General features: G+C 41.0%; 8 protein-coding genes, 2 pseudogenes and 1 riboswitch. All 10 genes and pseudogenes read left to right on the top strand.

Translation table 11 applies throughout. From position 1 onward, the window contains the following. The first annotated feature begins 106 nt into the window (after positions 1–106). Positions 107–2,293, top strand: coding sequence for a DNA topoisomerase III (locus BA79_RS15565; RefSeq protein WP_035703807.1), 2,187 nt, complete (start codon positions 107–109; stop codon positions 2,291–2,293). 197 nt (positions 2,294–2,490) lie between these two features. Beyond that, positions 2,491–3,573: a glycosyl hydrolase family 8 gene (locus tag BA79_RS15560; RefSeq protein ID WP_035703805.1), complete on the top strand. Its 1,083-nt coding sequence runs from the start codon at positions 2,491–2,493 to the stop codon at positions 3,571–3,573. Further along, entirely contained in the window at positions 3,554–4,405 is an 852-nt protein-coding gene (locus BA79_RS15555; protein ID WP_035703799.1) for a GGDEF domain-containing protein, read from the top strand. The genes BA79_RS15560 and BA79_RS15555 overlap by 20 nt, the downstream gene beginning before the upstream one ends. Then, positions 4,395–6,110 carry a DUF2334 domain-containing protein gene (locus BA79_RS15550; RefSeq protein ID WP_035703797.1) on the top strand — a complete coding sequence of 572 codons (1,716 nt, stop codon included), beginning with the start codon at positions 4,395–4,397 and terminating at the stop codon, positions 6,108–6,110. The genes BA79_RS15555 and BA79_RS15550 overlap by 11 nt, the downstream gene beginning before the upstream one ends. A 37-nt stretch (positions 6,111–6,147) precedes the next feature. Beyond that, a complete protein-coding gene (locus tag BA79_RS15545) occupies positions 6,148–7,371 on the top strand; it encodes a glycosyltransferase family 2 protein (RefSeq protein ID WP_411801799.1) in 1,224 nt (407 codons plus the stop codon). 4 nt (positions 7,372–7,375) lie between these two features. Further along, positions 7,376–9,457, top strand: coding sequence for a cellulose biosynthesis cyclic di-GMP-binding regulatory protein BcsB (locus BA79_RS15540; RefSeq protein ID WP_035703794.1), 2,082 nt, complete (start codon positions 7,376–7,378; stop codon positions 9,455–9,457). Between the two features lie 66 nt (positions 9,458–9,523). After that, positions 9,524–9,671, top strand: a riboswitch (cyclic di-AMP (ydaO/yuaA leader). 112 nt (positions 9,672–9,783) lie between these two features. Next, entirely contained in the window at positions 9,784–11,610 is a 1,827-nt protein-coding gene (locus BA79_RS15535; protein ID WP_035703793.1) for an APC family permease, read from the top strand. Between the two features lie 70 nt (positions 11,611–11,680). Then, positions 11,681–13,402 (top strand): pyruvate oxidase, encoded by a 1,722-nt coding sequence (locus BA79_RS15530; RefSeq protein WP_035703791.1) that lies wholly within the window; start codon positions 11,681–11,683, stop codon positions 13,400–13,402. 234 nt (positions 13,403–13,636) lie between these two features. After that, a pseudogene (locus tag BA79_RS15525) lies at positions 13,637–14,086 on the top strand (T7SS effector LXG polymorphic toxin); the annotation flags it as partial. 1 nt (position 14,087) lies between these two features. Then, positions 14,088–14,508: pseudogene (locus BA79_RS19960) on the top strand (T7SS effector LXG polymorphic toxin); the annotation flags it as partial.

Raw genomic sequence — 14,508 nt, 5'->3', positions numbered from 1 at the left:
ACACTAGTATTTCAGCTCTATTTCTCATTTATGTTCAGTCATTAGAACCACATCTCCACGTCTGCTATAATAAAAGGATGGATAGAAGAAAGAGATGTGAAATCTAGTGTCAAAAACAGTTGTATTAGCAGAGAAACCTTCGGTAGGACGTGACCTTGCACGTGTGCTGAAGTGTCATAAAAAAGGAAATGGCTTCTTAGAAGGAGATCAATACATTGTCACGTGGGCACTGGGCCACTTGGTGACACTGGCTGATCCAGAAGGCTACGGGAAAGAATTTCAATCCTGGCGTCTAGAGGATTTACCAATTATTCCAGAACCACTCAAGCTTGTCGTGATGAAAAAGACAGGGAAACAGTTTCAAGCGGTTAAAGCGCAGCTGGCGAGAAAAGATGTGAAAGACATTGTCATCGCAACAGATGCTGGACGTGAAGGGGAGCTTGTGGCAAGGTGGATTCTTGAAAAAGCACATGTGAAAAAGCCTCTAAAACGTCTATGGATTTCGTCTGTTACAGACAAAGCCATTCAAGAAGGGTTCAAACGATTAAAAGACGGCAGAGAGTATGATAACCTGTATCGCTCGGCGGTGGCCCGTGCAGAGGCCGACTGGATTGTAGGGATCAACGCAACAAGAGCGCTGACAACGAAGTTCAATGCGCAGTTATCCTGTGGACGTGTGCAAACGCCAACGATTGCTATGATCGCCAAGCGAGAGGAAGACATTCAGCAATTCCAGCCGAAGCCGTTCTTTGGGCTGACGGCACAAGTAGACGGACTGACGCTGACTTGGCAGGATGCAAAGACAAAACAAAACCGTACATTCCAAGAGGATGTAGTGAAGGAGCGCTTGGCAGCCTGTAAAGGAAAACCTGCAGTGATTGATGCGCTGAAAAAAACAGCGAAAAAATCCTTTGCTCCAGGATTGTATGACCTGACAGAATTGCAGCGCGATGCCCATAAACGCTACGGTTTTTCAGCAAAAGAAACACTGTCTACACTTCAGCGTCTGTATGAACAGCATAAGCTTGTGACGTACCCGCGTACAGATTCACGTTTTATTTCGGCAGATATCGTTCCCACATTAAAAGATCGAATCAAAGGAATGAACGTTAGACCTTACGCGCAGCATGTGAATCGTATTTTACAATCAGGCATTAAAGCACATAAAGGTTTTGTCAACGATGCCAAAGTGTCAGATCACCATGCGATCATTCCAACCGAGGAAGAGCTGTATCCAGGTGCATTAAGTGATAAAGAGCGTAAATTATATGACCTCATTGCCAAACGATTCCTCGCTGTACTGATGACTCCTTTTGAATATGAGGAAACAACAGTGATCGCCAAGATCGGCAGTGAGACATTCACAGCGAAAGGAAAAATTGTGCAATCAGCCGGCTGGAAAGCCGTGTACGATGATTCCTATGAAGACGAGGAATCAGCTGAAGCAGATCAGCACTTGCCGGCATTAACAGTGGGGCAGTCACTTGACGTACGCCAATTAAAAGAGACAAAAGGCGAAACGAAACCTCCTGCTCGTTTTAACGAAGCGACCCTTTTATCTGCCATGGAGAACCCGTCTGCATTTATGGAGAACAAGGAAAAAGACTTAGTGAAAACCCTTGGCGAAACGGGTGGATTGGGGACAGTGGCAACTCGAGCTGATATCATTGAGAAACTGTTTAACAGCTTCTTAATTGAGAAAAAAGGCAAAGACATCTTCATCACATCGAAAGGGAAGCAGCTTCTTTCTTTAGTACCTGAAGATTTAAAGTCACCTGCGTTAACAGCGGAATGGGAACAAAAGCTTTCTAAAATTGCGAAAGGCCAATTGAAAGCTTCTCAATTCATGAGTGAAATGAAGTCATATGCAAAACAAGCCGTATCTGAAATCAAACAAACGAACCAAACCTTTAAGCATGACAACATGACAGGCACACATTGCCCTGGCTGCGGAAAACTCATGTTAAAAGTGAACGGGAAAAACGGCACCATGCTTGTTTGTCAGGATAGAGAATGCGGACATCGAAAAAATGTGGCAAAGAAAACAAATGCACGCTGCCCGAACTGTCATAAAAAGCTTGAGCTGCGCGGAGAAGGCGATGGTAAAATATTTGCCTGTGTTTGTGGTCATAGAGAGAAACTGTCTGTTTTCGAAAAACGCAAATCACAATCCAATCAAAAACGAGCCAGTAAGCACGATGTGTCCAAATATATGAAGAAACAAAAGAAAGTGGAAGAACCAATCAATAACGCACTTGCAGAACAATTGAAGAAACTAAAATTAGATCAATAGTTGTGTAAAAACCCATGTGAATTCGCATGGGTTTTTTGTTTTTTAGAGTATTTTGACATGTTGTTTTTCTGTAAATGGGAATATGTAAGCGAAAAGACTCGTAATTTGGTATAAAATATTTATTTTCATTTAAACAGAAACGCTCTATAATAAATCGTTAGATGCTTAGAGAGAACAAGGATTGAAAGGGGACACGAATGGATACACCCATATATCGTACAGCTATCGCTATACTCATTGTCATTCTACTAGGCGGATGTACCTGGAAACAGCAGCAACATTCAGCTCAACCAGAACCTGCAAAGCCAGTATTGTCAGGAGAGTACTTTATGACTCACCACTTAATGACAGATCAAGGCATGATTCGCACCTCGCTTGCGGAGCAGCCTACTTACTTATCGGAATCGCTCGGACTTTGGATGGATTATCTTGTTAGAAAAAAAGATCAAACATCTTTTGATCAACAGGTAGACGTCCTGCGCACTCAATTCTTACTGGAACATGATCTTCTTAGCTGGCAAATCGAATCTCATCAAAAAAGCAAAGTCAATGCTTTAGTTGATGACTTACGTGTAGTAACAGCACTTCAAAAAGCAGATCAATTGTGGCAGAAGTCAGTGTATCAAACCACAGCCAAAAAAATCGCAAAAGCGTTAAAAGACAAAAACATGTTCAAGGGTATGTTGACCGACTATTATGATGCATCGACAAAGCAAACTTCACATACAATCACACTTTCATATATTGACCCAAAAGCAATCAAAGAACTAGTATCCCTCCACCTATTCACAGAACAAATGATGAACAGCCAATTGGCCATTCTAAAAAATGCACCGAGACAAAAAGGATTTTTTCCAAAATCCTATGACATAGCGAAGAAAGTCTACTCATTTGATCAGGAAATCAACTTGATCGACCAGCTTTATACGGCTCTTTATGCCGAACGTGCACAGGTTGATACATCAGTCATCATGAAATGGCTGAAAACCAACTTCCAAAAGGAAGGAAAACTGTATGGACGATATAAACTGAGCACATTACAGCCAGCAGTGACGTATGAATCGCCTTCAGTCTATGCACTGGTGATCTTATATGCACTCAAACAAGGAGAAGATGATTTTGCAAAAGACGTCTATCACCGAATGAAAGAGCTGCAAATCCAAGATCCTCTCAAGCCTTATTACGGAGGCTATATGAACGAAAAAGATACACACTCATTTGATAATTTATTGCCTCTAATTGCAGAAAGGGAGCTTCTAAATGAAAAGGTTATTCAGTAACACCTATCGCACGTATTATACGTTGCTCCTCACGTTTGCGGGACTCATTTTATTTATGGGCTACTTGAATGGACGTGATGCGGAGAGTGTCATGATCATCACACTCACATTTGTCGTGATAGGATGCGGCATTTTATTTGGTATTTTGCCAGCATTGGTTTTTACTTTGTTGATTTTGTTCTTTATAGGAAGCGGGATGTTCTTTACAGAGCTTGGTCACACAAATTCACTCTTTTCTAATCAAACGTTGCAAGATGTCGTGATATGGGGCGTGGCGCTTCTCTTTTTTGCTATTTCTGCTGGAAACGTGCATGAGCGAATAAAAACGATGCGTTACACCATTGACCAACAAAAGAGGGCCATCAAACAATTTGTAGCGATTGACTCAACCACAGGATTTGACAATGCAGAGCGGATGAGGCTCGAGTTATCTGAGGAAATGAAACGAGCAGAACGATACAAACAGCCATTCGTCTTTATCCTTCTTCATATGCACTACTCAGCTGAATTCAAAACATTATATGGAGAAAAAGAAATGCAGCATCTTTTCCAGCAACTCAGTATGAAGATACGCGAAAGTGTGAGAGAAACGGATAAGAAATTTCGATTATCCGAAGAACGAATCGGGCTGCTGCTCACTCACACACCTGCAGAAAACGTCTCGATCGTTCTTGAAAAGCTAAAGGACAAACTGCAAACGCATGTCCTGCTAAATGGTCGTGAAGTGACCTTAACTTTTCATGTCTGTCATTTAACAAGCAGCTCGGACTATCGGACACCAGAGCAATTTTTAGAAGAACTAGAAAACGAGATGATGATGAATGAACTTTAATGTTTTGACGAAATGTTGTTTGTTATTCGTTCTTTTCTCTATGCTTTCGATCAAAGACAGTACATCAGCCGGTGCACTTGAGAAAGAGTCCAGGACCCTCATCGTCTATTCCACACAATCAGGTGAGGCAACGCCAACTGTTCATATGCTTGATGTACTTGTGGGGCATTTTTCCACACGAACGACCATTTTATCTGATGAACAAATCACTGAAAAGAACCTCAATGACTTTCAGCAAGTTATCTATATAGGTGAAGAAAAGAAAACGTTGAAAGCACAAACCGTACGTCTCATAAACGAATCAAAACGCTTAATTGCAATAGGACACAATGCGGAACAGCTTCGCCCATTCTCCAAGCTTACTTTTCACAAACAAGATCACATCAGTCAAATCAAAGATACTGATGATCAAGAATACCGTCAGCTAGAGAGAGGAATCACAGCTCAGACGGTTCAAGGGACAGATCTGCAACGTACATTCTTATTGAAGAAAAATCAAGCTGAGCAGCCATTTGTGATTCAAACAAAAGAAGGTGCGGCATATATCGGAATGCTAAATATCCTTCAGCACGACAAGCTGCTTGCAGAGGTGATGGAAAGTCTCCTGCCGGCTTCTAATCAAACGACGACAAAGTACTTACAAATTGGGGAGATTAACCCCGTCACGGATGAGAAGAAGTTACTTGAACTTGGACGATACGTAACAGCTCGCCATATCCCTTTTCTGCTGGCGGTGACCCCTATATGGATTGATCCAGCAACAGGGGATGAAGTGACGCTCAGTGACCGGCCTAAACTTGTCCACGTGTTAACACAATTGCAAAGCAATGGAGCTAGTGTCGTTCTTCATGGGTTTAGCCGTACGTATCGAGCGGATGAGTCGGGGAAAGGCTTTGAATTTTGGGATGTCAAGTACGATCAGCCCGTTACGTCAAATGAACCAGAGAAAGCTGATCAGCAGCTGAACAAAAGCTTTTTTCCAAATGAAAAAGATTTTAATGCGTATATCACATCCAATCAACATCAAGAAGCCATCTATACAGAAGAAAAGCTGACAAAAGGCATTGAACTGCTCACGCAGCAGGGGTTATATCCACTTGCATTTGAAGTGCCAAATGACGCCATTTCCCTGCAAGGCTATGAAGTGATTTCCCGCCATGTGTCCAGTCTATTTGGACAGGTGCAGCTCTCAGACCGTACATGGAAAACAAGAAGTGCATCACCGTTTTTGTCGACACCCGCCATGCTTCATGGCATGACTTTATATCCTGAACAGTCTATAGATACAGCGTCTGACCAAGAAGGTGCAAACATACTGACTGAGCAAACAATTCAATCCATGCAGCATATCCAATCCGCCGCCATTGGGCTGTCCTATGATGTGGAAGCGGGGATAGATGGGCTGCAAGATGTAATCACACAAATGGATGGGATCCCTTCTAGTGAATGGCTAGATTTAAAGAAAACAAAACAGATTGTTCAAACTCAGAATGTCCAGATCAAAACAACAGGAAATGGACATATTCAAATAGAGCAATCCAATATAGCCGGACCAAAAACAAACAAACGAAGCGGGATGGAAAATATGCTTCGAATACTCACAATGGTGGTGCTGCTCTTTATTGTGGCATTTGCTTTTTACACATTGTATTTAAGGCTGACGATGAAAAAACGGATCTTTAAGGAGAGAAAATCAGGTGGCTGATATCTTATTTTACCTATCATTAATACTGATTTGGATCATGCTCCTATATCATATGTTTCTGATGCAGGGAGGCTTTCAGCACTATTTAACTTACGAAAAAGTACTGCCTAAATGGACGAAACAAGGGAAAGATCTGCCGACCGTCAGCATTCTCATTCCAGCACATAATGAAGAATTGGTCATTCGTCAGACGCTAAAAGCCATGGTCCAGTTATCCTATCCCAAACACCTTCTTGAAATCATTGTGATTAATGACAATTCCACTGATCATACAGGGGAGATTGTGCAATCATTTAGTGAGCAATACGATCATGTTCATATGATTGAAACAAAGCCGCCATTTGCAGGGAAGGGGAAATCTACTGCACTGAATGAGGGCTTAAAGGCTTCGACAGGAGACGTTATTTGTGTATACGATGCAGATAATATGCCTGAAAAGAAAGCCGTCTACCATTTGGTTCTTGGATTATTGAATGATCCTAAAGCAGGTGCTGTTGTCGGGAAATTCAGGGTCATTAATGCAGCCAAAAACCTCCTGACCAAATTCATTAATATTGAAACCATTTGCTTCCAGTGGATGGCGCAAGGCGGGAGATGGAAATGGTTTGGCATTGCGACAATACCAGGCACCAACTTTGCGATCCGCAGGCACATTTTAGAAGAGCTTGGCGGCTGGGATGTCCATGCACTAGCTGAAGACACTGAATTAACGATTCGTGTGTATAACCTGGGCTATGTGATTCGGTTCTTTCCTGCAGCGATTACATGGGAACAAGAGCCTGAAACATGGAAAGTCTGGTGGCGGCAACGAACACGCTGGGCTAGAGGCAACCAATATGTTGTGCTCAAATTTTTAAGACAGTTTATGAAATTAAAACGAAAACGAATGATTTTCGATTTATTTTATTTTTTCTTTACGTATTTCTTATTTTTCTTTGGTGTACTGCTCTCCAACGGCATTTTTATCGTAAACTTATTCGTTGATCTTCACTTATCTGTTGGAGCTGTGGCACTCATCCTATGGGGGTTAGCCTTCTTCCTCTTTTTAACAGAAGTGATGATTACGTTAAGCATAGAGAAAACAGAGCTGACCAAACAAAACATTCTCATTGTCGTTCTCATGTACTTTACCTATTCCCAAGTATGGATTGCGCTTGTTGTGTACTCCTTATGTGTAGAGGTGAAAAGCCGATTATTGAAACAAGAAGTGAAATGGTACAAAACCGAGCGTTACAATCAACAACAAAAGAAAAGCGGGTGACATATTGAAATCGTTAAAGTGGTTAATTTATATATTAGGATTATCCTTAGCGATCCAGCCTTTTTTCATGGCAGGTCAAGCAATGGCGCAATCCAACCGAGTTCAAGTCAAAGATGATTGGGTTCAACCTTCAAAAGAAAGCAAAACAAAAACGCAGCATCTATCAGAAGATGTAGTGACCTTATATGGACAAGAAGACCGCACTGAATTTACCTATCAAGTGGATCAGGAAAAAACAGAGTCAAGCACATTGACGTTCAATATAGAGGCTTCACCATTATTGATTTCACCTTCCTCATTCACTGTTATGATTGATGGAGAGATCGAAAAGACCATCCCTGTATCAGGGGAAAACCAGAAGAAGTCGATTCAAATCAAGTTGAATAAAGCACAATTGAAAAAAGGTACTCACCGCATTCAGGTCACATTTTATGGTGTTTTAAAAGAAGGCGTGTGTATCAACCAAGAGACACCTGCCAATTGGCTAAAAGTGTATCCTGAAAGTGAACTTACATTCAAAGGAATCAAGACGAAAGATTTCACATTAGATAGCTTTCCATCACCTTTTATTCAAACAGGTGATCAGAAAGAACAGACAGACATTGTCATTCCTAATTCACCGGATGCAGCTGAATTAGAAGCAGCCATCAAAGTATACCGTACGTTGAAAAACAAAGATCGCCAAAAAGAGATCAAACTTATCCAAGAAAAGGACATCAAGCAAGTGGCTCACCCAACGATTGCTGTGGGAGCTAAAGGAAGCTGGGATGGACGGATGAAAACGATTGAACAAGGTGCAGGAACTAAAACGAAAAGCAGTCATCTTACGTTAGCGATGAGAACTTTGACAGCAAAGAAAACAGAACAGCCCATTTTATTGGTGACAGCGGAAAAGCCTGTGACAATCGCTGAAAAAATCAATGTTCTGACTCAGTCAGAATTAACGGATCAACTGACTGGAACAGACCTGCTGCTTCAAAAGGCTGCAACTCAAACGTCTAAACCATCTCACAAGATTCGTTTGAAAGATTTTGGCGGAGATGATGTCACGGTTGGGACCAACAAGACGGCATCCGACCACTACTATTATCCGAAAGCGCTACTGGCTAACCAAAAATCAGGTGCAAAGCTCAATCTTTCATTCAAAAAATCTGATACAGCAGCAAGCAAAACAGAACGGTTAACTGTTATGATCAATGACGAACCGCACGACGTACCATTAACAAAACTAGGCAACAAAGATGCGAATGGATTCTATCATGTCTCGATTCCAGTAGATTCAAAGATACTTCAAAAAAATGAATATATTGATTTGCAATTTGTCACAAGTGGTTTTAAAAACATGGAATCCTGCAGACATACAGATGAAGAAGGCTGGATATTCATTGACAAAAATAGCACTTTACAAATACCAGAAGGAACAACGAGTGAAAAGCCAGATTTAGCCGCATGGCCGCTCCCGTTCACTTCAAAAAATACATTGATCATCATACCAGATCAAATCAAGCGTGAAACAATCAATCAAATGGCCATGCTGACGGAATCTTTTAGTCAGCCAGAAGTAGCTCAATATCATTTAATAAAAGCTTCTCAAGTGACAAATGAACAATTGAAAAATCACCCTCTCATTTTCATCGGAGGCATTCAAACATTCTCTCTTCTGAAAGAAAACGCAGCCGATCTCGTTGTTCCGGTGAAAAAGGATCAGTATGATGTATCTTCTTTCGGCATGATCAACGAAACAACGGCTCGAATTGTATGGACGCAGCCATCTGTTTGGAATAAAGAACAGACAATGACAGTCTTTTCAGGAATGACTGCAACTGAAGCTAACGTGTCAAATGCAGTCATGCAATTTCTTCAAACTAATACAGAAAAAGCAACAGTTGCAATAGAGAGTAAAAACAAAGGCGTGTTTTCTAATCATCAATCCGTCAGCAGCACATCGAACAGTCTGAAAACAAATGAAAAACAAAGCAGCAGCGAGGCTTGGATTTACTTTGTGTGTATCGCTGCACTCATCCTTTTTGTGCTTGTGATGATTGTCTATTTCGTACGAAAAAACCGTAAAAACACTGAGTTCTAAACGATCAAAAGACCTTGAAAAAATCTCTTTACTTTGGTGTCAAACGGGAGTATGATCTCTTTTATAAAAGACCAATCGCTGAATCATTTCGATGAGCGGGGGAACCAATTGTGGTGGTATAAAACACCACGTGGGGTGAATCCTTTTAAGGTAGGGCAAAATCTCATGCGCCCGAATCCGTCAGCTAACCTCGTAAGCGTTAAAGAGAGCAAAGACCAACCTGTGATCTAAACAATAGGCACAGGGGCATTCTATTGCCTCTGTGTCTTTTTGGCGATCCAAATTTTGTAACTCAAATCGTTTGACACTAAAGGAGCGGGCATCACATGTACAGTTTGATGAAGCGTATTTTAATTGGTAAACCATTAAAATCACAGGCAGCAGGAGAACAAAAACTATCAAAAATCAAAGCTTTGGCGTTATTGTCATCAGACGCATTGTCGTCAGTCGCATACGGTACAGAACAAATCTTAATTGTTCTATCAGTTGTTAGTGCGGCAGCGTTTTGGTACTCACTCCCGATTGCAGGTTGTGTATTAATTCTTTTAATGGCGTTAATTCTATCTTACCGCCAGATTATTTATGCTTATCCAGAAGGCGGCGGGGCGTATGTCGTCTCCAGCAGAAACTTAGGTGAAAAACCAGGGCTGGTTGCTGGTGGATCATTACTCGTCGATTACATTTTAACCGTAGCAGTGAGCATTTCTGCTGGGACCGATGCGATTACATCGGCTTTTCCAGCTCTATATCCATATCATGTCATGATCTCAATCGTATTAGTCCTAGTGATTATGGTGTTAAACCTTCGTGGACTGACAGAGTCTGCATCTATTTTGGCTTATCCTGTGTACCTATTTGTCTTTTCATTGCTCATTTTAATTGGGGTGGGCGGGTTTAAACTATTAACTGGGCAAGTGCCGCCAGCACCTGAACATACAGCATTTGGCACACATGTATCAGGCATCACGTTATTTCTTTTATTAAAGGCATTTTCGTCTGGCTGTTCTGCTTTAACTGGTGTTGAAGCGATTTCTAATACAATTCCATCCTTTAAAAAACCAGCTGCACAAAATGCAGCGAGAACTTTATTGATGATGGGGGGATTACTGGCCGTTCTATTTGTAGGAGTGACATTGCTTGCGTTTGGTTTTGGCATCTCCCCAAAGCCAGAAGAAACGGTTGTGTCACAGATTGCATCAGACACATTTGGACGGACATTTTTCTACTATGTCATTCAAGCTGTCACAGCTTTAATTTTAATATTAGCGGCAAACACAGGCTTTTCAGCTTTTCCATTATTGGCTGTCAACTTAGCAAAAGATAAATATATGCCGCGCATGTTTACAGTGAGAGGAGATCGGCTCGGTTATTCCAATGGTATTATCTTTTTAGGTGTAGCTTCTATGCTGCTCATTTGGCTATTTGATGGGAAAACGGAACACCTCATTCCACTTTATGCTGTCGGTGTGTTTATTCCATTTACCTTGTCTCAGACAGGTATGTGTGTAAAGTGGATTCGTGAAAAACCACAGGGGTGGAAAGTGAAAATGCCTATCAATATCGTAGGAGCACTTATTTCATTTACGGTTTTCATGATTCTCATTTTGACCAAGTTCCATCTTGTATGGCCAGTATTTGTTTTCATGCCAATTGTTCTATTTATTTTTTATTCTATTAAGAAACATTATCTGTCTGTTGGAGAACAATTACGTTTATTGAATGAAACCGAGCCTGTCGAAATCAAAGGAAATGTGGTCATCGTCCCAATAGCAGGTGTCACACGTGTCGTCGAACAATCTGTGCAATATGCAAAATCCTTATCAGACCAGGTCATAGCGGTTCATGTATCGTTTGATAAAGAGAAAGACAAGAAAATTGAAGCTGATTGGGAAAAGCTGAATAGTGATGTGCGTCTGGTGATTTTACATTCGTCTTATCGAAGTCTCATTCACCCGCTTGATAAATTTCTTGAAACGATTGAAGCGAAAGCAAATGCACATCAATATAGAGTGATGGTGCTCGTTCCTCAATTTATTCCGAAAAAAAGATGGCACACCATTTTGCATAATCAATCTGCTTTCTTATTAAGATTCCGTTTATTATGGAAACGGGATATTGTTGTCGCCACTCTTCCATATCACTTTAAAAAGTAGCAAGAGCAAGTTGAAACGTTTGATCAAAAGGGTGCGGTGGTATGGAGTAAGAAAAAAGGAGTTTTCTCACATGCCGCAAAGAACCGCAGGAAAAGAAGTAACAGCGCTACTGGAAGAGTGGGGCGTGAAACATATTTATGGAATGCCCGGCGACAGTATTAACGAATTAATCGAAGAACTAAGGCATGAATCAAGCAAAATTCAATTTATACAAACAAGACATGAAGAAGTGGCAGCACTTTCAGCAGCAGCTGATGCGAAACTAACAGGCAAACTTGGTGTTTGTTTATCAATTGCTGGGCCAGGTGCTGTCCACTTATTAAATGGACTATACGATGCAAAAGCGGACGGTGCACCTGTATTAGCGATAGCAGGGCAGGTTGCCTCAACTGAAGTAGGCAGAGATGCATTTCAAGAAATCAAATTAGAGCGGATGTTTGACGATGTTGCTGTCTTTAATCAGCAAGTACAAACAGCAGAAGCTCTGCCTGACTTATTGAATCAAGCCATCAAAGCTGCTTATACCCATAAAGGGGTGGCGGTTCTCACTGTCTCAGATGATTTATTTTCTCAGAAAATTAAGCGGAGTCCCATTTATACATCACCTCTTTATGTAGAGGGAGATGTGCGGCCGAAGAAAGATCAACTGCTAAAGGCTGCTCAACTCATTAACAATGCGAAGAAGCCAGTCATCTTAGCAGGAAAAGGATTAAGAAATGCTAAAGAAGAACTTCTTTCGTTTGCAGAAAAGGCAGCTGCACCAATCGTCATTACACTTCCTGCAAAAGGTGTTGTTCCAGACAGGCATCCATACTTTTTAGGGAACCTAGGTCAGATCGGGACGAAGCCTGCATATGAAGCGATGGAAGAGTGCGATTTATTAATCATGCTTGGAACCTCCTTCCCATATAGGGATTACTTACCGGAAGACACACCTGCCATTCAATTGGATATCAAACCGGATCAGATCGGTAAAAGATATCCAGTAGAAGTGGGGATTGTAAGTGATAGTAAGACTGGTCTTCATGAACTAACCTCTTATATTGAATATAAAGAGCAGCGCGGTTTCCTTGAAGCTTGCACAGAGCATATGATGAAGTGGCGAGAAGAAATGGATAAGGAAAAATCTATTGCCACATCACCGCTTAAACCGCAGCAAGTCATCGCTAGATTAGAAGAAGCGGTAGATGATGATGCCATACTTTCAGTTGATGTCGGTAATGTGACGGTATGGATGGCACGTCATTTCGAAATGAAGCAGCAGGATTTCATTATTTCCAGCTGGCTTGCCACAATGGGCTGTGGTTTACCTGGCGCAATATCAGCTAAATTAAACGAACCAAACCGCCAAGCTATTGCTGTCTGTGGTGACGGAGGCTTCACAATGGTGATGCAAGATTTTGTGACGGCAGTAAAATATAAACTGCCAATTGTCGTTGTGATCTTAAACAACAACAACCTTGGTATGATTGAATATGAACAACAGGTAAAAGGCAACATCAACTATGGTATAGAGCTGGAAGATATTGATTTTGCAAAATTTGCAGAAGCATGCGGTGGTAAAGGAATCTCGGTGTCATCACATGAAGAACTAGCTCCAGCCTTTGATCAAGCACTTCAATCTGATAAACCTGTGATCATTGATGTTGCGGTGACCAATGAACCACCGTTACCTGGTAAAATCACTTACACACAAGCAGCAGGCTTTAGTAAATATTTATTGAAAAAATTCTTTGAAAAAGGTGAGCTGGATATCCCTCCACTCAAGAAAAGCCTTAAACGCTTTTTCTAAATAGCAGGTAGTCGGTCTTCCAATTAGGGAGACTGACTTTTTTTGTTGAATAGGTAAAATCATTTCAATTGTCACTTGTTTTCTGCTGTATAAAAATATACAGACTGCATTTTTTGCAACTTAAAGCCTATTTTTCCAATTCGGTGAGAAAGGTAAAATAGACTTTATGATCAATAATGGAGGGAGTGGCTTTTTCTGGGTAAGATACTTGATGCAAAAGCACTAACCAGTGCCATGGATGCAAGGGCGAAACACTATCAGGCACTCCGTGAAGAAATGGTTGATTTAAAAAAAGCGCTACAGGGCGTGGCGAATCTAGGTGACGACTTCACTGGAAAAGGTGCCGATAACATTAAAAGCTTCTATAAAGAACTCGCAGGAAATGTGGACATGTTCATCAGCTTTATTGATAAGCAAAAAGCCTTTCATGAAGGTGTTTCTGGAACGCTTGATGATACAAACTTTGGCGGCGATACCTTTGTAGAAGAACACTTTTTAGACAACGCTGTACATATGGGCATCAAAAACGCCAAAAGCATTGTAAAGGATCAACAAAAGGCACTCAAAACGATTTTTCAAGATATTGATGACCTCATTTCTCTGGAGGTATTTGATAGTAAAACCTTTGACGAAAAGATTGCAGATGCGGAAGATGAACGGAAGAAAACGGTAAAAGATTTAATAGAATATTGATGACCTCATTTCTCTGGAGGTATTTGATAGTAAAACCTTTGACGAAAAGATTGCAGATGCGGAAGATGAACGCAAGAAAACGGTTAAAGATTTAATAGAACTTGATCAAAATCTAAAAGATGAATATGCTTTGTCAGAGACTGAGGAGAAGGCTACAATGGCATTGTACGCAGAAATGATCAATGCGACAAATGACGGAAAATCCATTTCGCCTATGAATTTTGACAAGAAATCGTATCAAAATAGCGAAATCTACAAGGCAAAAAGCGATATTGAGAAGCAAACTTCTGAATATCTAAAAATCAAAAAGGATCAAGAAGAAGCCCGCAAGATTGCAAAGGAACAAGAAGCGCTAGCCAACCGTCCGTGGTATGAAAAAGCACTTGATTACGGAGGAAATATCGTCAATGAAC

This window comes from Bacillus altitudinis 41KF2b (genome assembly GCF_000691145.1).
Classification (GTDB): domain Bacteria; phylum Bacillota; class Bacilli; order Bacillales; family Bacillaceae; genus Bacillus; species Bacillus altitudinis.
This window is presented reverse-complemented; position numbering and strand designations above follow the sequence as displayed.